General features: G+C 65.3%; 17 protein-coding genes. 8 read left to right on the top strand and 9 right to left on the bottom strand.

The genetic code is table 11. The features are described 5' to 3' along the window. Nucleotides 1-46: 46 nt before the first annotated feature. On the bottom strand, nt 47-1084 hold the full coding sequence (locus GBZ48_RS00290) for an ABC transporter substrate-binding protein (RefSeq protein ID WP_246306887.1): 1038 nt from the start codon (nt 1082-1084) through the stop codon (nt 47-49). A gap of 304 nt (nt 1085-1388) precedes the next feature. Between GBZ48_RS00290 and GBZ48_RS00285 the strand changes: the two genes are divergently transcribed. After that, complete coding sequence (locus tag GBZ48_RS00285) at nt 1389-2018, top strand: LbetaH domain-containing protein (protein WP_174469149.1); 630 nt, start codon at nt 1389-1391, stop codon at nt 2016-2018. A gap of 361 nt (nt 2019-2379) precedes the next feature. Here the strand turns inward: GBZ48_RS00285 and GBZ48_RS00280 are convergent, their stop codons facing one another. Both GBZ48_RS00280 and GBZ48_RS00275 read right to left on the bottom strand, forming a co-directional pair. Beyond that, nucleotides 2380-3333 carry an alpha/beta fold hydrolase gene (locus tag GBZ48_RS00280; protein ID WP_174469148.1) on the bottom strand — a complete coding sequence of 318 codons (954 nt, stop codon included), beginning with the start codon at nt 3331-3333 and terminating at the stop codon, nt 2380-2382. Nucleotides 3334-3437: 104 nt separating this feature from the next. Then, nucleotides 3438-5132: a methyl-accepting chemotaxis protein gene (locus tag GBZ48_RS00275; protein ID WP_174469147.1), complete on the bottom strand. Its 1695-nt coding sequence runs from the start codon at nt 5130-5132 to the stop codon at nt 3438-3440. Nucleotides 5133-5568: 436 nt separating this feature from the next. On the opposite strand from GBZ48_RS00275, the gene GBZ48_RS00270 reads away from it, so the two are divergent. Next, a complete protein-coding gene (locus GBZ48_RS00270; protein WP_174469146.1) occupies nt 5569-6120 on the top strand; it encodes a MarR family transcriptional regulator in 552 nt (183 codons plus the stop codon). Here GBZ48_RS00270 and GBZ48_RS00265 read toward each other — a convergent pair. The 4 genes from GBZ48_RS00265 to GBZ48_RS00250 all read right to left on the bottom strand — a co-directional run bounded on the left by GBZ48_RS00265 (nt 6088) and on the right by GBZ48_RS00250 (nt 9795). Beyond that, a complete protein-coding gene (locus tag GBZ48_RS00265) occupies nt 6088-6474 on the bottom strand; it encodes a response regulator (RefSeq protein WP_174469145.1) in 387 nt (128 codons plus the stop codon). The genes GBZ48_RS00270 and GBZ48_RS00265 overlap by 33 nt on opposite strands. Before the next feature lie 14 nt (nt 6475-6488). Further along, the gene (locus GBZ48_RS00260; protein ID WP_174469144.1) at nt 6489-8966 is read right to left on the bottom strand and encodes an ATP-binding protein; all 2478 of its coding nucleotides are present in this window, start codon (nt 8964-8966) and stop codon (nt 6489-6491) included. Nucleotides 8967-9133: 167 nt separating this feature from the next. Beyond that, nucleotides 9134-9316: a hypothetical protein gene (locus GBZ48_RS00255; protein ID WP_174469143.1), complete on the bottom strand. Its 183-nt coding sequence runs from the start codon at nt 9314-9316 to the stop codon at nt 9134-9136. Next, entirely contained in the window at nt 9313-9795 is a 483-nt protein-coding gene (locus GBZ48_RS00250; protein ID WP_174469142.1) for a YbhB/YbcL family Raf kinase inhibitor-like protein, read from the bottom strand. The genes GBZ48_RS00255 and GBZ48_RS00250 overlap by 4 nt, the downstream gene beginning before the upstream one ends. Before the next feature lie 938 nt (nt 9796-10733). Between GBZ48_RS00250 and GBZ48_RS00245 the strand changes: the two genes are divergently transcribed. From GBZ48_RS00245 to trxC, 3 genes are all read left to right on the top strand, one after another. Then, nucleotides 10734-14357, top strand: a complete 3624-nt coding sequence (locus GBZ48_RS00245; protein ID WP_174469141.1) for a response regulator — start codon at nt 10734-10736, stop codon at nt 14355-14357. A 147-nt stretch (nt 14358-14504) separates the two neighbouring features. After that, nucleotides 14505-15188, top strand: coding sequence for a helix-turn-helix domain-containing protein (locus GBZ48_RS00240; protein WP_174469140.1), 684 nt, complete (start codon nt 14505-14507; stop codon nt 15186-15188). A 26-nt stretch (nt 15189-15214) separates the two neighbouring features. Next, nucleotides 15215-15667, top strand: coding sequence for a thioredoxin TrxC (gene trxC, locus GBZ48_RS00235; protein WP_174469139.1), 453 nt, complete (start codon nt 15215-15217; stop codon nt 15665-15667). Nucleotides 15668-15740: 73 nt separating this feature from the next. Here the strand turns inward: trxC and GBZ48_RS00230 are convergent, their stop codons facing one another. Both GBZ48_RS00230 and GBZ48_RS00225 read right to left on the bottom strand, forming a co-directional pair. After that, nucleotides 15741-16109, bottom strand: coding sequence for a chaperone modulator CbpM (locus GBZ48_RS00230; RefSeq protein ID WP_174469138.1), 369 nt, complete (start codon nt 16107-16109; stop codon nt 15741-15743). Beyond that, nucleotides 16106-17053: a DnaJ C-terminal domain-containing protein gene (locus tag GBZ48_RS00225; RefSeq protein ID WP_174469137.1), complete on the bottom strand. Its 948-nt coding sequence runs from the start codon at nt 17051-17053 to the stop codon at nt 16106-16108. The genes GBZ48_RS00230 and GBZ48_RS00225 overlap by 4 nt, the downstream gene beginning before the upstream one ends. Before the next feature lie 442 nt (nt 17054-17495). Between GBZ48_RS00225 and GBZ48_RS00220 the strand changes: the two genes are divergently transcribed. From GBZ48_RS00220 to GBZ48_RS00210, 3 genes are all read left to right on the top strand, one after another. Further along, the gene (locus GBZ48_RS00220) at nt 17496-17963 is read left to right on the top strand and encodes a redoxin domain-containing protein (RefSeq protein WP_174469136.1); all 468 of its coding nucleotides are present in this window, start codon (nt 17496-17498) and stop codon (nt 17961-17963) included. A gap of 66 nt (nt 17964-18029) precedes the next feature. Continuing rightward, nucleotides 18030-18551, top strand: coding sequence for a DsbA family protein (locus GBZ48_RS00215; protein ID WP_174469135.1), 522 nt, complete (start codon nt 18030-18032; stop codon nt 18549-18551). A 158-nt stretch (nt 18552-18709) separates the two neighbouring features. Beyond that, nucleotides 18710-19081 (top strand): hypothetical protein, encoded by a 372-nt coding sequence (locus tag GBZ48_RS00210; protein WP_174469134.1) that lies wholly within the window; start codon nt 18710-18712, stop codon nt 19079-19081. Nucleotides 19082-19090: the final 9 nt, after the last annotated feature.

Below are 19090 nucleotides of genomic sequence, written 5' to 3'. Positions count from 1 at the left end.
TCCCCCGACATGGGGAAAGCGGGCTCATCGAAGCCGGACCGATCGATCAGTTGGCAGCGGATTTGATCTCGGCATCCCAACGGCTCAACAGCCGCTTGCGCTCCTCGGCCATGCCGTATTTCTGGAAATTATAGTCGATCAGCCGGACATCCTCGAATTTCGGCGCGGCGGGCGGCAGCACCGACTGCTTGTTGGACGGCGTCATCTGGAAGTTGGTGGCACCGTAATCCTGCGCTTCCGGCGTCAGGGCGAAATCGTAGAACTTCTTGGCCGCCTCAAGGTTCTTGGCTCCCTTCAGGATGCTCATCGAACCGATCTCGTAGCCGGTCCCCTCGCACGGGGTGGAGATTTCGACCGGGAATTTGTTCACCTTCTGGATGACGCTGTCATTGACCCAGGAGATGCCGACCAGCGTCTCGCCCCGCGCCACCGCCGCCGCGGGTGCGGCACCGGACTTGGTGTACTGGTTGATGCTCTCGTTCAGCTTCTTCAGATAATCGAAGCCGGCATCCTCCCCGAAGATCTGCACGAGGGTCGCCACCGCGGTATAGGCCCCCCCCGACGAATTGGGGTTGGGCATCTGGATCTCGCCCTTGAACTCCGGGCGCAGCAGGTCGGCCCAGCATTTCGGCGGCTGGATGCCCCGCTTGGCAAGCATCTCAGTGTTGTAGACGAAGCCGAGCGCGCCGGCATAGACGCCGACGCTGCGTCCCTGCGACTGCTTGTACTGGCTCTCCGCCCAGGATTGCAGGTCCTTCATCTGCCCGCTCTCGTAAGCAACGCTCAGGCCTTCCTCGGCCGCCTGGAGATGCGGATCGCCCGAGCTGCCCCACCAGATGTCGATTTTCGGATTGGCCGCCTCGGCACGGATCTGGGCCAGAGCCTCGCCGGCGCTCTTGCGGGTCATGGCGACGCCGATGCCGGTCTTCTTCTCGAAGGCGACGACCATGGCCTTGCACCATTCCTCCTGCACACCGCACATGACGGTGACGCTTCCCTGTGCATAAGCCGGGATCGCGGCAAGCGCAACCAACGCGCCGATGCCGACACCGACAGACTTCATCTTGGCAACCGCACCAACCATGAGAAGAATCCTCCGAGTGAACTTGTGTTCTTGTTTTCTCTGACGATACCGTGTCGCCCAAAAGCTTTGGCACATCAGGGATAAGGCTGGTATCAATGGCGAGGAGGGACAGAGGCAACTTCCCGTGTTCCTTCGACCGCTCCGTATTTGTGCATGCCGCATTGTTTGCCGGCACCATTGTTTCCAATTGTTCATACAAGGGCCGAATGAATGGCGGATGTCACCGTTATGGGAAATCGGCGAAACACTGTTAACCGAAGGCGCCCGGCTCTGCCCGGATCGAGGCGCACGGAGGCCGGCGATCTTGAGTGACTCCCTCGTCGCCGCCGTCAACCGGGCGCGTGGATGCGCCGGTTTCCTGCCCGTCGAAGCGGTGGCGGCGCTCGCCGACAACGGCGTTCTGGTGTTCGATCCGTTTTCGACCCTGGTTTCACCGGGCGTCACCCTGGCGGCCGGCGTCACGCTCTGGCCCGGAACGATCATTCAGGCGACGGGGGGCGGCGAGGTGACGGTCGGCAGCGGCACCCGGCTCTTTGCCGGCACACGCATCGTCGCTGCCGACGCGCGGGTGACAATCGGTGCCGACACCGAAATCGGCGAAGAGGGTGGCTTCACCATCAAGGCCGATCATCCCCACGGCCTGATCGAGATCGGCAGCCGCGTCCGGCTGCTCGGCGCCGGTTCGCTCGCACTCGACAACCACATCGGCGACGGAGCCCAGGTTCTCGGCGCGATCCGGATGCAGAATTGCAGGCTCCAGGCCGGCGGCTGCCACCGCGACCCGGACCCGGACCGGCGGGGTGGCGTCCTCAAGGGGAGCGGCGTCGCCCGCGGCCTCACCGTACCGACCGGAATGGTCATCCAGGCTTTCGGCCTGTTCAACGAAGCCCCTCTGCGCCCTCAGTCCTTCTTCCATCAAAAACAGCGGACGTGACGCCAAGTGAACCGGCCCTGGTCTTGCGGGGGCAGGATTTGGCCTTCATCGAACCAACCGGCTGCGACGATGATGGGGATGATTGCCTCGACCAATCGGGCCGCAAAGCTGCCGGGTGCGGCTCCGTCGTCGGTCGCCACAATGCTGGCGCCAGACAGGAGGACGGCACAGGACAATAATACGGTGAGAAGAAGGCGGCGAGTGTGCAACCGGTCTTCCAGTCGCACACTCGCCGCCTAAGCATCTTGGCAGAGCGCACTTGGCAACAGCCCAATTTCCACGCGCCGGGTGCGTCCTGTCGAACAAGGTTCCATTCATGGGCATAGACTAGGTCAAGGTCCGACCGGTGACCGGGAGCCGATCAGGGCGCCGCATCCTTGAGGAAGCCGACGACCTCCTGCTGGAACAGGCGGTGTCCCTTTTGCAGGTGCATCATGTGACCGGCGTCCGGAACGACGACGTAGGCCTTCCGCGGGTTTGGCAGTTGCGCGAAGAAGGGCAGCAGACCGTCGGTGTCCGCCACGTCGTCGTACTGGCCATGAATGAGCATCGTCGGCACGGATACCAGCCGGGCGTTGACCATCGGCAGAATCGTGGCGAGGTCCAGTTGCGGCCCGGTCGCAGTCTTCACCTCCACCTTCGCCGCGGCTTTGGCGAAGGCATCGACGACGTCGGATTCATTGACCTCCGCCGGCGCCATCGAGGTGAAGCGCGGCTTCCAGCCGGCCTCGGGAATGGTGATGTAGGGAGTCGCCCGGAAGGCATCGATCCGGGCACGGCGCCGGGCGACGTCCGGGCTGTTCGCGTGCATCTGGGCGTAGCTGACGTATTTCTCGACCGTGCCGGGATGGTCCATCACATACATCCCGCCATATTGCGTTCCCCAGGACCAGGCGAGCAGGTCAACCTTCGACACGCCCCGCAGCTTCAGGACGTAATCGATCGTCGCCTTCAGATCGTCCTTCGCCTGCGCCGTGGTCATGTGCGTGTCCGGATGCGTCGAGCGCCCGAACCCGCGGGTGTCGAGCGCGAAGACGTCGAACCCCTCCCGGGCCAGCCGGTCCATCAGGCTGTAGGAGGGCTTGCCCGGAACCTGCAGGTCGAAGCTTTCCCGGCCGGCCGTGGCAGAACCATGGGCCAGGACCACGACCTTCTTGCCGGTCGGCTTGTCGGCGTATTTCTCCCAGACATAAATCCGGATTCCGGCATTCTCGACCCAATGCTCGGCCCCGGTGATCCCATCGGCAGCCAAGCTGGCCGAACAGGCCAGGGCGTACAGCGCCATGCCGAGCCCAAGCGTCACAGTACGTCTCATCGTCATCTTCCCGTTGGTTCGCATGGTGTGCGCAAGGGGGGACGGCGCGGGCCGACCGGACTCCGCCGGTCCGCTGCTGCCGCCCCCTTGTCTTCAGCCGGTCGTCAGGCGACCCGGATGGTGGCGATGAAGCCCGCCACCTCTTCCCGCAGGCGTTCCGCTTCGAGCGCCAGCCCCTGCGATGCGCCCAGCACCTGGATCGCCGCGCTGCCGGTGTCGGTGGCCACCCGGTTCACCCCGACGATGTTGGTCGAGACGACCTCCGTGCCCCGCGCCGCCTGCGTGATGTTGCCGGCGATGTTCTGCGTCGCCGCGTTCTGCTCCTCGATGGAGGAGGCGATGACGGTGGCGATCTCGCTCATCTGGCCGATGGTCTTGGCGATCGCCCCGATTGCGTCCTGCGCGCCGGTGGTCGCCGCCTGGATTTCAACGACCTTGCTCTGGATGCCTTCGGTGGCGCGCGCCGTCTGCGTCGCCAGAGCCTTCACCTCGCTGGCGACGACGGCGAAGCCTTTTCCGGCCTCCCCCGCCCGCGCCGCCTCGATGGTGGCGTTCAGCGCCAGCAGGTTGGTCTGTCCGGCGATGCTGTTGATCAGTTCGACCACCTGGCCGATCTCGTGGGCGGCCTCCACCAGACCGCGGATCGCATCGCCGGTCCGCTGCGCCTCCGTCACCGCCTGTCCGGCGATGCGGGTGGAGGTGTCGACCTGACGCCCGATCTCCGTGATGGACGCCGACAGTTCCTCCGCCGCGACGGCGATGGTCTGCACATTGGTGGAGGCCTGTTCGGACGCGGCCGCCACCGCCGTGATCTGGTGGACGCTGTCTTCCGCCACATGTGAGAGGGAGCGCGCGGAACCCTGCATCTCCGTCGCCGCCGCCGCCACCGTGTCGACGATGCCCTTCACGCGACCCTCGAAGTCGGCGGCCAGCGTCAGCATGGTCTGGCGCTTTTCCAGCTCGGCCCGGCGCGCGTATTCGGCCTGCTCCGCTTCCAGCCGGGCCTTGCCCGCGGCGTTCTCTTTGAACACCTGGACCGCTTTGGCCATTGCGCCGATCTCGTCCTGCCGGTTGGTTTCCGGAAGGGCGACCGACAGATCGCCCCCGGCCAAAGCGTGCATGCTCCGGCTCAGCCGCGCGATGTCGGCGCTGACGTTGCGGCCGACCAGCGCGATCAGCGCGATGGCCGGCAGCCCCAGGAGGGCCGCGATCCCAAGCAACTTCCAGAGCTGCCCCATCGTGGCGGCCTGCAGATCGTCGATGGTGATGCCGGTGCTGATGAAGATCTTCCAGGGCTCGAAGCCCCGGACATAGGACAGCTTCTCTTCGGTCTCGTCGGTCCCGTTGTTGTTGACGAACCAGGGATAGAGATACGTACCCTCCCCCTGCCTTGCGATCTTCACCATGGCCGGCAGGATCGGCACGCCCTTGGCGTCTTTCAGACCCGATGCGTCCTTGCCCATCACCTTGGCGTTGGGATGCGCGAAGCCGTGGTTGTCGTAGGTGTAGGCGAAGAGATAGCCGCTGCCCTGGTACCTGAGCGACAGCAGCGCCTCCTTGAAGCGCGCCTGCGCGTCTTCCCGCGTGATTCTTCCGGCCACGGCATCGGCCTCGTATTTTTCGGCGATGCTGTACCCGATGTCGACCAGCGACTTCAGCGTGGCCACCCGGTCCTGGTGCATGCGCTCGTGGTTCAGGTACAGGCCGGCCCCCGCGATCGCCAGACACGCGACACTCGCCGCCACGACAAGCCCCCACAGCTTTCCGCGGATCGATAAATTCAGGGAAACGGTGGTCATCGCGTCATGATCTCTCGAAAATTCAGGTCTTATACTTTGACTATCCCAAAATTGTCTTAACAGATCATTTCTAATATTAAAAATATCCAGAGCATTCCTTGTTTTTATCGGTATATATCTGCGAGTAGCGTGATTTTTATTTAATTTCGATCTTAAAATTCAAAATTCTTTCTGGAGTTATTCTTCGGAAGCACCCGAATTCCCCTGCGGCCGCACAAAACCACGCGGCAATAGGATCCATTGCGTCCATGGCACCGTATATGGCAATGCACAATCCACCATGGCCAGTGTGGGCGAACGGTTCGGGAACCATGATGCGGTCTGCAATCTCCGGTCCTGGGGTGATACAGGCAGCCCTGCCATGCTCGCGGGCCAGCCATATGTTTGTCAGAGACAACTATACCGATGCGCCTATGCAGAGGGAAGATATTTGTCTGTGACAAACAAATTCACCCCATCCACGCCGCCGGACCGCCCTGCCCCGACCCTGGTGTCGGAGCCCGCCCCATCCGGGACGGCCGCCGCACCGCACCGCGCCACGCGACTCCATGGAATCGCCAGCCTCGTCGAGCAGACGGCACGCGCCGTCCATGATCTGTGCTGGACGACGGACATGCAGGCGGCCCAATGGTCGGCGCTGCGCTATTTCGGCAAGGCCGGAGAGCGCGCACGCAACGTTGTGGGGCTGGCAAGGTACCAGGGGACCAACCCCGGCACGGCGTCCCGCACCATCGGAACGCTGGTGCGGCGGGGGCTGCTCGCCGTGGTGGTCTCGCCGGACGACAAGCGGGCGCGGATCGTGTCGCTGACCGAGGCGGGCCGGACACTGCTCGCCCAGGATCCCCTGCTCATGGTCGAGACCGCCCTCGCCGCCATGCCGTCGGAGGCGCAGGAGGGGCTGGCGACGGGATTGCGCGATCTGCTCGGCCGTTTGCTGTCGGCCGGAACGGACGGATCAGGACCCGAGGGCGACGGCGAGGACGTCTAGGAGCTGCCGGTCCTCGAACGGCTTGACCAGCACGGCGGCGGCCCCTTCGGTCTCGGCCACCGCCAGGGAATATTCCAGCGGGGCCCGCGGCCCGCCACCGGACATGATGATGACGGGAAGGTCCGGACACCGCTCCTTGAGCGTCCGCATCAATTCCAGACCGCCGACGCGCGGCATCCAGATGTCCAGCAGAGCGGCGTCGAACGCGGCCCGGTCCGGCCGGGCGTCGCCCAAGGCGGCCAGCGCCTCCTCGCCATCCGCCGCCGCGACGACCTCGTGGCCATGCTCCCGGAGCAGCCGGCCGACCGTCTTGCGGATCAGGGGCATGTCGTCGACCAGAAGAATGCGGGCCATCGCGTGCGCCTCCGTCATGCTGGGGGGGATTCGGTCGCCGGGTGTTCGATTGTGGAGGATTCGGCCACGGGAAACGTGATCTCGAACGAGGTTCCCCGCCCCAGCGCGCTGGTCACTGAAATGGTTCCCCGCCATCCGCGCACGATGCCGTGTACCACCGCCAGCCCGAGCCCGGTCCCCTTCCCCTGGGGCTTGGTCGTGAAGAACGGCTCGAACAGGCGCTGGCGCACCCGCTCGTCCATGCCACAGCCTTCGTCGCCGATCGTCAACCGAAGGCCACCGGCACCGGGCAGCCGGTCGAGCGTGACGGTGACGGTTCCCGACCGGTCCATGGCGTCCGCAGCGTTGGTCAGCAGATTCATCAGCACCTGGGTCAACTCGGTGGTGCTGATCATCGCAATCGCCTCGCAGTCGCCGATCCGGCTGTCGATGACGACCGCCGGAGGCAGCACGCCGCGGGCGAAGCTCAGCGCCCGGCACACCGCGTCGCCGAGCACGAGGGGCTGCGTGGCCGCCCCCTCCTTGCGCGCGAAGGCCAGCACGGCGCCGACTACGTCCCGGCACTGCCGCCCGGCACTGAGGATGTCGGCGAAATCCTCCCGCACCGGTGCCGGCAGATCGGGAGCACCGATGTTCAGGTTCGACAGCGTGATGACCGGTTGCAGGAGATTGTTGATCTCGTGGGCGATGCCGCCGGCAAGCTGGCCGAGCGCCTCCATCTTCTGGCGCTGGAGTTCCTCGGCCTCGTGGCGGTGCGCTTCGGTGGTGTCCCAGAGTACGGCGACATGCGCCAACGTCGAACCGCCGGGGTCGAGCACCGGCGCAAGGCGGACCATGTTCCAGAAGGGAGAACCATCCTTGCGGTAATTGATCATCTCCGCCGTCACGGTCTCGCCGCGGAGCTTGGCGTCATGCAGGGAGGCCGCGACCTCCGGGTCCGTTTCGCTGCCGTAAAGGACACGAATGGTCCGGCCCACGATTTCCGCCGCCATGTAGCCGGTCATGGCCTCGAACGCCCGGTTCACATAGAGGACGTGCGGAGCGTCGGTCGTCGCGTCGGTGACGGCGATGCCGTTCGGCGTGGCCTCCAGCGCGGCCGCCAGCAGGGCATTGCGGCGCACCAGATCGGCAAGTTCCGCCTCGCGGCGCTTGGCCTCGCTGATGTCGACGCGCACGCCGACACGTCCCCCGTCCGCCGTCACCCGCTCGTCGATGTGCAGCCAGCGGCCATCCCACAGCCGCTGCTCATGCACCCGGTCGGCCGCGCGGTGCTGCGCCACGCGCTCCGCCACCCAGGCGTCGATCCGCCCGATGGCATCCGCAAACAGGCCACGCTCCGCGCCCCGCCGCAGGACGTCCTCGAAACGGATGCCGCCGTCGATGGCGTGGCCGGAGAGCGCGTAGAAGGCACGGTAGCGACTGTTGCACAGGACGAGCCGGTCCTCGGCATCGAACAGGGCGAAGCCGTCCGGCAGGCATTCGATGGCCTCGTACAGCCGTTGTTGGGCCTGCTCCGCCTGCCGGCCGGCCAGGCAGGCGCGTCGCTCGCTGGCCTGTGCGGTTAGAAGGGCGGCTTCGGCCAAGGTCCGGCTCCGTTCCTGCCGTCTCAGCGACGACCAGGTCAGCACGCCCAGCACGATCAGCACGCCGAGCGCCCCCAAATTGAGCCAGATCGCCCGGACGGTGCGGGCCCGCCATTCGGCGAGGGCGGCCGTTTTGCTGACGCCGGCAATCGCCACCAGCGGCAAGTCGGCGATCCGGCGATAGGCCGCGATCCTCACCGTCCCGTCGAGCGGCGACACGGATTCGTAATTCCCCGTCGGCGCGCGGGCCAGCAGGCTCTGGAAAACCGGTCCCCTGGACACATCCGCGCCGAGATGCGTCTCCATTCCCGGACGGCGTACGACAATGCCGCCCTCCAGCCGGTAGATTCCGGTCAAGGGATCCAGGCTGCCGTCGAGCAGGTCGTACAGCTTCGTGAAATAGGCGGTGTCGATCGCCGCCTGGACCATGCCGAGAAAGCGCCCCTGCTCGTCCAGGATGGGGCGGTTCACCGTGAAGAAGACCTTGCCGGTCGTCTTGCCGCGGATGGTCGGGCCGATGTGGAACGGCTCCCCCCGTGTCTTGACGGCCTGGAAATAGTCACGCTCCGCCACGGTCAGGGGCGGCGTCGGAAACACCGGCGTTCCAAGGCGTGCCCGGCCGTCGGCATCGTAGATCCACAGGACACCCTGTTCAGGCAGATGCTGCGCCAGCTCACCGAAGTCCGCCCAATCGAGCCCCGACCCGATCGCCCCGACACCGCCGCGTTCGCGGATCATCCTCAACGCCTGCAGAAGGATCAGATCGGCGCTGTGGATGGTGCGCCGTGCGTGCTCTTCCAGCAGGCGTGTGGTGTCGCTGGTGATCCGCTCGTAATGCTTGATCGTCTCCTCCCGGTCGATGCGGAGGAAGCGGGCGGTTCCGGTGCCGATGAGCCCGAGGGTTGCCACGAGTACGAGGACAAGCAGCAACGTCGGGGATGGTCTCTTGAACGCGGTCACGGTGTCTGGGTGTCGGCCGTCGCAGGAAGCCGCCAAACATCGCGGCCATCTCTGAAGGCTTGGTTAAGAGCCTCCGGATCATCACATCCTCTGAAGGGCCGGGCGAACGGTCGGGATCAGCTCTTGACGCTGCTGTTCGGGTTCCGCTTGTCCTTGGGCGTGATCGGCCCCTTGCGGCCCTTCGACCCGCCGTTCCATTCCTGTGCCTGGCGGATGTGATCACCGCCGTCCCGGTCGTTCGGCCGGCTCTTGCTGCCGCTGACGGCTTTGCGACGGAGATGGTCTTCGTCTTCGGTCATGGTTGTGTCCTCTCAGGGTGCGCGTAGGTGCCGACCAGTTCGGCCTCCCCCAGCAGGTGCTTGCCGGCCTCGCTGCGCACCTCGTCGACCGTCGCCTTGGGCCCGAGGCCGAGCGCGTCCACATCCAACGCCATCAGGCGGAAGCGGTAATGGTGTGCGGTGTGCCCGCAGGGGGGATTGGGGCCATCGTAATGCGCATGGCCATGATCGTTGATCCCGTGGCCCAGGCTTTCGGTCTTGGCGCCCTGGGTGGTGCCTTCGGGCAGACGGTCGCGCTCGGCGGCGATGTTGTAGACCGCCCAGTGCAGGAAGGTCTCGCCCGGCGCATCGGGATCTTCGACGATCAGGGCATAGCTGCGGGTGCCGGCGGGGGCGTCCGACCATTCCAGCGGCGGCGAGACGTTGTCGCCGTCCGCCGTGTGCCTTGGCGGAATTGTCTGGCCATTTGCGAAGGCCGGGCTGTGCAAGGTGAAAGGCATGCTATCGGTCTCCAATGCCGGTCCCCACTGTTTGGTGCCGACCGAAGCGTCTCGTTCCTTCGGCTGGTCCGGAACCTCGCTGCGGACAGCCGGCCTTTGCCGGAGTTCGGAGGAGGGATTCACCTCGGCGGAGGCACCCGGTGCCTCACGCAACCATTGCCGCTTTACGCAAATGCCCATCGGATGCTCCCGAACGTGCCTGTCGTGTGAGAGTCTCCGGCCTGCCGTGGAGCGGTGGGCCGGAGGTGAACGGTCGAGCTTTCCGCCGGTGGAGAGATCTTCGTCGGCGGTGTGCGGATCATCCTAAGCGGGTGATCGCCACTCTCGACGGCGCGGCAGGAATTCGAGAGGTACCGGGATTGACGCCGCCGCGCCGGTCGGGGTCGCTGCGCACCTGCTCTCCCGCATTGACGAAGAAGGATCGTACCGTATCGCCGGCCGGCCATCCGGCGTGTGCCTAAGGGGGATCCCATGCCGAAGGCCTCAGCGATGCTGCACGACGGACGCCTTCACGAGAGCGACCGATCCACGCTGTCGGGGCAGCGGGCAGCCGCCTTGCGGCTCAGTTGGCTGTGGGCTTAGATGGCGCGACCTCCATCTGGCCGGTGGCCGGTGTATCGATGAGCAGAAACGCGCAAGCCCGGAAGCACCCCCTTTTGATCAGTAAATAGGCACACAATACCACTACAGCATCCGGCACGTCTGGCATACCTTACTCAATGCCATTCATTCTGCCATTATACTTTCAGGGCTCCACCGATGTCTTTGTGCTTTTTACGTTTTTGGTAGGAACTATTTTATTATTGAAAAGTTGATGAAACGACCATCTCTCGCCTCGTGGTCGTCCGCCGTACACGAGGGAAACCATCATGAGTTCAGCGTCATCGTTACAGGATCCCTTAGGGTTTCTCCGCGGCGGGGGAGAACTTGGCGCGCTGATGCGCGCAAAGGACTGGTCGGCACATCCGCTTGGACCGCCGGAGAGCTGGACCCGCAACATCAAGACCGCCGTCAGCCTTTGCCTGAACTCCCGCTTCCCGATCCTGCTCTGGCTCGGTCCCGAACTCCGCATTCTCTACAACGACGCCTACATTCCGTTCCTCGGCGAAACGAAGCATCCGGCCATGCTCGGTGCCCCCGGGCGCGAGGCTTGGAGCGAGATCTGGCCGGCCATCGGCCCGATGCATGACGAGGTCCGGGCCGGGCGGGCAACCTGGGTCGAAGACCTCCAGTTCTTCTTCGCCCGGCGGCTGCCGCTCGAAGAGGTCTACGTCACCTTCAGCTACAGCCCGATCCTGGCGGAGGATGCCCGCACGGTCGAAGGCGTCTTCTGTGCCTGCACGGAGACCACCGAGAGGGTGCTCGGCGAGCGGCGGCTCTCTACCCTGCGCGACCTCGGCCTGCGGGTGTCCGAGCAACGCACGGTCGAGGCCGCTTGCCGGAAGGCCATCGAGGTTCTGGACGCCAATCCTTTGGACATTCCGTTCGCCGCCATCTATCTCCTGGATGAGGATGGCGCAACCGCCCGCCGGATCGCGGGGGTGCGGCTGCCCGACGATCCATCGACGTTCCCTGCAGTTTTTCCCCTCTCCGGACAGGCCGCGCACCAGCCCTGGCCCTTGGCCGCGGTCGCCCGGACGCAGAAGGCCGTGGAGGTGCGCAACCTCCCGGGCCGCGGCGGCACGTTCGCCGCTCCCCTATGGCCCGACCTCGTCCAAACCGCCCTCATCCTTCCCTTGGAGATGCAGAGCCAATCGGCCCTGACGGGATTCTGCATTGTCGGGATCAGCCCGCGCCGCGTTCTGGACGCCGATTACCGCAGCTTTCTCGACCTGGTGGCGGGGCACATCGCGGGAGGTATCGCGGACGCCCGGGCTTTCGAAAGCGAACGCCGGCGCGCGGAGGCGCTTGCGGACATCGACCGGGCCAAAACGATATTCTTTTCCAATATCAGCCACGAGTTCCGCACGCCGCTCACCCTGATGATAAGCCCCCTCGAGGAGTTGCTGGCCAAGCCAGAGGGCGAGTTGCCGGCGGACGGCCGGGTTCTGGCGACGATGGCCCATCGCAACAGCCTTCGCCTGCTCAAGCTCGTGAACATGCTGCTCGACTTCTCCCGCATCGAAGCGGGCCGGGCGCAGGCAGCCTACGAGCCGACGGACCTCTCGCGCTTCACCGCGGAACTGGCGTCGAACTTCTGCTCGCTCTGCGAACGCGCCGGCCTGCGGCTCGACATCGCCTGCCCGCCGCTCCCGCAACCGGTCCATGTGGACCGGGACATGTGGGAGAAGATCGTCCTCAACCTGCTCTCCAACGCCATCAAATATACCTTCGAAGGCGGGATCACCGTGTCCATGACCGCGACGGTCGACGACGCCACGCTGCGGGTCAGCGACACTGGAATCGGCATCCCGACCGCGGACCTGCCGCAGGTCTTCAAACGCTTCCACCGCATCGAGGGCCAGAAAGGCCGCTCGTTCGAGGGCAGCGGCATCGGCCTGGCGCTCGTGCAGGAACTGGTCCATCTGCATTGCGGCACGATCACGGCCGAGAGCAAGGTCGGCCGGGGCGCGACCTTCACGGTCGCCCTGCCGTTCGGGACAGGCTCCCTGCCGATGCGGCGGGTCGGGGTTCCGCACTCCCAGTCGCCCACCTCCACGCGAGCGGCCGCCTACGTCGAGGAGGCGCTGCGATGGCTGCCCGGCGATGACCCCGCAGACGGGATGCCGCGTCCTCCCGGCGAGGTGGCGGGTGCGGCGCACGTCAAGGAACGTGCGAGGATCCTGCTGGCCGACGACAACGCCGATATGCGGGACTACCTGATCCGCCTGCTGTCGGCGCACTGGGATGTCGCGGCGGTCCCGGATGGCCAGGAAGCACTGGAGGCGGCGCGGCGGTGCAGGCCCGACCTCGTGCTGTCGGACGTGATGATGCCCCGGCTAGGCGGGGTCGAGCTGGTGACCGCCCTGCGGCGGGAACCAAAGCTCGCGGACGTGCCGATCATTCTTCTGTCCGCACGCGCCGGCGAAGCAGCCAAGGTGGAAGGGCTCGCCGTGGGAGCCGATGATTATGTCATCAAACCGTTCGCCGCCCGTGAACTTCTGGCCCGGGTGAATTCCGCCCTTGCCCTGTCACGTCAGCGCCGCGAGGTGGCCGACCGTGTGCGCCGAAGCGAAGCGCGGCTGAGGGCCGCCGTCGATCTCGTCGGCATGACGCTCTATTCCTGGGATCCGGCAACCGGCGCCCTGGAGTGGGATGCGCGCCTCAAGGCCATGTGGGGCCTGCCTCCCGAGGCCCATGTGGACGTGGACGTCTTTCTCGGCGCCATCCACCCGGACGACCGGCCAAGCGTCGAGGCCGCCATCGCGCACTGCCTCGATCCCCGGGGCGACGGCGTTTATGCCATCGCCTATCGCGTCATCGGCATCGAGGACGGGATCGAGCGGTGGATCTCCACGCACGGCCAAACGGTCTTCGATGCGGGGCGGCCCGTCGGATTCATCGGAGCCGCGCTCGACGTCACCGCGCACAAACGGGCGGAAGATGAGCTGCGCGAGAGCGAAGAGCGCTTCCGGCAATTCGCCGCGCACTCCGCCAGCGTGCTCTGGATCGTCGATGTCAGGACCATGCGCATGGAATATCTAAGCCCCGCCTACGAGCATGTCTGGGGAGAGCCGCCGGACGCGATGCTTCGGGACTGGCGTCCTCACTGGCTCGGGACCGTGCACCCGGAGGATCGGGGGCTTGCCAGCGACGCGATGGACCGTGTCCTGCAGGGCGAGACCGTCGACCAGGAGTACCGCATCATCCGCGGCAACGGCTCGGTGCGCTGGATTCGCGACACCTTCTTCGCCATCCGGGGCGAGGGCGGCCGGATACGGCGCGTTGCCGGCATCGCCCAGGACATCACGAGCCACAGCGGCCCCCTGATCTACGTGGTCGGTGCCGAGGAGGCCGCCCATCGGGAACTGCTCCTCCTGCTGCGGGGCGTGGGATACGACGTGAAGGCCTTCACGTCCGCGCGTGCCTTCCTCGAAATGGCGCCGGCGCTGATTCCCGGCTGCGTGCTGCTCGACATCCGGGCGCCGGAAACCGGCGGCCTGGCGATCCCGAGGGAACTCCGGGCACGACGGATCCACCTTCCGGTGATCGTGGTGGGCAACTGCGATGGAGACATCGGGCTGGCGGTGCAGGCGATGAAGGCGGGCGCGGTGGATTTCCTGGAGGTGCCTTACGAGCGTGAACCGTTGCTGGCCGCGGTGGCATCCGCCTTGGCCGACATTCGGGACACAGCGGAACGCGACAGCGTTGCGGAGATCGCGCGGACGCGCATCGCGGACATGTCCGCCCGGGAGCGGGCGGTTCTGGAAGGGCTGCTCGCCGGCGGCACGAACAAGACCATGGCCAGGGATCTCGGGATCAGCCCGCGCACGGTGGAGATCCACAGGGCCCATGTGATGGAGCGGCTCGGCGCGCGGACCCTGCCCGAGGCCGTGCTCATGGCCTCAGCGGCAGGCATGCGCCCCCCGCTCCGCACGCAGAGTGAAACGCAGGAGGAATAGGAACGTACCATAGGGATGCGCCGGATTGCGGCGCCCCCGACCCCATCGTGATATTGCACATCGTTCTACAGCCGGTGTCGCAACGACGTACCGACTGCAACGTCTCGACAGCTCGATCTGTCCAGATAGACACGAGGAACGGCCGTCATGCATGTTTCCAGCCAGCTTCGCGATGACCGACCCACGAAGCATCGCCATGATCCTGGCGATGTTCTGAGCTCCCTGGCGATGACCATGCGCTACGGCCACGGGCAGGAGATTTATACCCAGGATCATCCGGCCGAGCACTGGTACCGCGTCGTCTCCGGCGCGGCGCGGCGCTTTACCGTTCAGGCCAACGGACGGCGGCAGATCGTGGATTTTCTGCTGCCTGGGGATTTCTTCGGCTTCGCATCCCGAAATGCGCATCTCTTCGCCGTCGAGGCGATCGTGGAGGGCACAATCGTGGCCGTCTACCCACGCGAGCGCGCCGAGGCCCTTGCCGACGCCGATCCCCATCTCGGACGCGACATCCGGACCGTGACGGCCGCGGAAATAGCCCGCCTGCAGACGAGGATTCTCATCCTTGGGCGGATCGGCTCGCTGGGAAAGGTCAGCGCCTTCCTCCTCGAAATGGCGGAACGCCTGTCCGGCAGAACTCATGCCAGCAGAACCGGGGAAGAAATTCTCCTGCCGATGTCGCGCTACGACATCGCCGACTATCTCACCCTGTCGGTCGAAACGGTAAGCCGCGCCCTGACCAGCCTCAAGCAGTGCGGCGCCATCAGGCTTGCGGGCACCCGCCGCATCAAGATCATCCGTTATGACGCCCTCGAGGATAACGACGAATAGACAGGGCGCTCAACGAGGAGGATAGAATGTCCGAAGCGCTGCACGTCGTCTGCCCCCACTGTGACACGACCAACCGGGTTCCGCGTACCAGACTGGGGGCCGGCGGCAAATGCGGCGCCTGCCATCGGCCACTGTTCGAGGGGCACCCCCTGTCCCTGGACGACCCAGGCCGGTTCGCAAAGCACGCCGAGGGGAGCGACATTCCGCTCCTGATCGATTTCTGGGCCGCCTGGTGCGGTCCGTGCCGCATGATGGCGCCGATCGTCGAGCAGGCGGCGCAGCGGCTCGAACCACATGTCCGGCTGGCGAAAGTCGATACCGAGGCCGCTCCAGATGTCGCCGCGCATTTCACTGTGCGAAGCATTCCAACGCTCGCGTTGGTCCTACGCGGCAGGGAAATCGCCCGGACCGCCGGTGTTATGCCTCTGCCCCAACTCATCGCGTGGACTCGGCAACACGCCGGAACAACGGCGGACTAGACCCGCGGCGGCAGGGGCGGCGTCAAGGCGCCCGGCGATTGCGGCACCGACGCCTAGGCGGATCGAACCTTCCTCAAGCACCATCGCCTTCCGGGTCGGCATCGGCGCCATCCGTCGGCGCTGCATTCGCGCGTACGGCGACCAGGAGCGTTTGACGGACCTCCTCCGGTTGGGCGTCTATCGCCTTGTACAGCAGCTTCATCTGTCGTCGCACGCCATAGAGTTGGTCGAGCAGCGAGAGCACCAGCGGCAAGGCCTCATCGTCGATCGCCATTTCACGCAATTCCACAATCAGATGCACGCGTGCGACATCGATCTCATGAAAGACATAGGCACCGGGCCGCCCTTCCGGCCGGATCCAGCGATTGCCGATCCATCGATCGAGTTCCGCCGCGTCGAGGTCGGCGAAGGACCGTCGCAACTCATTCAGCGTGATTATCATGGCGCCATCCCCAGTTTGCGGCGCGGATCGAACGCATGCCCGGGCGCCCAATTCCGCAGGAATGCCTTGAGCTCGGCATCGTCGGCACCGGGCCCGACCTCGACCTTCAACATGACGTATTGATCGCCGGCCGGCCGGCCGCCGCGCCCCGCCGGCACGCCCTTGCCTCGCAAGCGCAGCACCCGGCCGGTGTCCGAGCCTTCCGGCACCGTCATCGTCACCGGCCCGGTCCGTGTGGGTACTGTGATGGAGCCGCCCAGGACCGCCTCCGAAAGCGTCACGGGGACCTCGACATGAAGGTCGTTGCCGACGCGCTTGAAGAACGGATGGGGGGTGATCCGGACCTCGATCAGCGCATCGCCCGGCGGGCCGCCACCCAGACCCGGATCACCCTGCCCCTTGAGTCGCAGCACCTTGCCGTCCTCGATACCGGGCGGAACCGCAACGTCGAGCGTCTTTCCGTCCGGCAACTGCAGCCGTTGCGTCGTCCCATTGATCGCGTCGAGGAAGTCCACCGTCAGCGAATAGCGGCGGTTGGCACCACGCATTCGGATCTCCGGCCCGGCACCGCCACCGGTGGACCGGGCGCGAAATCTGCCGCCAAAGAGGTTCTCGAACAGATCGTTGAAATCATCGGCTTCCTCCTCGTCACCGCCATGGTATCTGCCACCGTTCCGCCCCTCGGCGAAGTCACGGTAATAGGAGTGGTCGGGCCGCCGCTCCGTGCCCGTGGCATCGATTTCGCCGCGGTCGTAGCGGCCGCGCTTGTCCGGATCGGAGAGGAGCTCGTGGGCCGATGCCACTGCCTTGAAGCGTTCCTCTGCCTGCCTGTCGCCGGGGTTCAGGTCAGGATGGAATTTCTTGGCGAGCTTGCGGTAGGCGCGACGAAGGTCGTCGTCGCTCGCGTCCCGCTTCACCCCGAGCACCTCATAGGGGTCTTCCACGACGATGCCTCCAGCAACAGGAAAGGATTGGCAAGCATTCGGCTCAAACGACGCTCAATGAAAAACCATACGCACCCGGCAAAGACGGCACTACAATGCACAAAATCCGATACACATGCAAATATCCAAGAACATAACGCCCGCCCGCTCCGAACAAAATGACATTCGTCAATTTGATATCTATCAACGTCATACCGCGCCGATTGATGCATCCTCTCTTCCAGCGCGACGCCTCCCTGGTCGCCGGCGCTGCTGGCAAAGCGCGATCGGGGACTGAGACGACCGGGAGCGGCGTCAGTACGTCGAAGCAGGTTCTTCCCGGTTTTGAAAAAACAAAGGAATGTTGACGTTCGTCAACGCGGCCGTCAGCCACCGCATCATAATCGACGCCAAGCGGATAACGCTACGGAGATCATTGCCGTCCACTTCAGCGAGGTGACCCATGTCTCAAGTTTTATCCCCAGGGACTTCGGCTCCTGACTTCACGCTCCATGTCACGCCCGACCAATGCTTGTCTCTTTCTGAATTGCGTGGCAAGCCGGTGATCCTCGCCTTCTACCCTGCGGATTGGAGCCCGGTCTGTGGCGACCAGATGGTGCTGTACAACCAGATCCGTCCCGAGTTCCTGAAGCATGGAGCCGAGGTGCTGGGCGTTTCCGTCGACGGCGCCTGGTGCCATCAGGCGTTCGCAAAAGCGCGCAACCTGCACTTCCCGCTGCTTGCCGATTTCGAACCCAAGGGCGCCGTTTCGAAGTCCTACGGAGCCTACCGGGAAGGCGACGGAGTCAGCGAACGCGCGCTGTTCGTGATCGACAAGGACGGAGTCATCTTCTGGAGCTATCGCTCGCCGCTCGCCGTCAACCCCGGTGCCGACGGCATCCTCGATGCGCTGGAGCGGTTGACCAGCTAGACCGAAATCACAGTGGGGGCGACGCGTCGTTCATGCCGAACGGACCATCGCTCCGGGAGAGCAGCCATGGCGGTATCGAAAATGCCGGTCACGTCGAGTGACCACATCCAGGGTGACGCCCACGCCCCAATCACCCTGGTCGAATACGGCGATTACGAGTGTCCGTACTGTGCGGCCGCGCATCCTCATGTCAAACTCGTGCGGAATCGATATGGCCGGCAGCTGCGGTTCGTGTTCCGGCACTTCCCGCTGACGGAAATCCACCCCAATGCCCAAAGCGCGGCGGAGAGTGCGGAATTCGCAGGGGCGCACGGGCGGTTCTGGGAGATGCACGACCTCCTCTTCGAGAACCACGAGCGCTTGGGCATCGAGTTTCTGTTCGCCGCGGTGCGGTCGTTGGGGCTGTCCGAAACCGAGCTCCGCGACGCACTGGCCAAGGGAACATACACGCCCAAGGTCCGCGACGATTTCCTCGGCGGCGTGCGCCACGGGGTGAACGGCACCCCGGCCTTCTTCATAAACAATCGGCGACACGATGGCGCGTTCGACTTCCCCAATCTCGCTGCAGCCATCGACAGCCAGCTTTAGGCCATCTGTTCCGAAAGAAGCATCAAGCCCATCAACGCATCCGCGCGCCTGCCGGCTCTTTGCCCGCATGCGCCGATCGCCCCGCCCTCGCCGCCGGTCAAACCGGGCTACACCGTCCCGGTCGCGGTGGTGAGCTGACCGTGAAGGGAACAAAGACCATGCGGACCTCGATCCTGCCGTTGCTGTGTGCAAGCGTGCCGCTGAGTGCCGATGCCTGTGCCCGACATGGAGACCGGCTGGATGTGGCGTCGGTGCTCCCGTCTCCAGCCCACATGTTGGTCGGCCTCGTTGTCCTGTCGGAGGACGGGAGCCGGCCGGTGGGAACCGTCCATGGTGTGGTGGTGGACGCCAGCAACCGGCCGGCCGAGATCATCGTCGCGAGCGGGTTGCCGACCAGTCCCGTGGTTCACCTCGTCGCTGTCAGCCCGGCGAACATGCGCTATGCACCGGAACAGGCTGCCGTCGCCCTCGTCGACCTGACGCCGGAGCAGTTCGCCGCCCTTTCCCCAGGAGGTTTGAGGATCGCATGACCTGCATGC

Source organism: Azospirillum melinis, assembly GCF_013340935.1.
Lineage (GTDB): Bacteria > Pseudomonadota > Alphaproteobacteria > Azospirillales > Azospirillaceae > Azospirillum > Azospirillum melinis.
The sequence above is the reverse complement of the archived record's forward strand: the minus strand, read 5'-3'. Positions and strand labels throughout refer to the sequence as shown.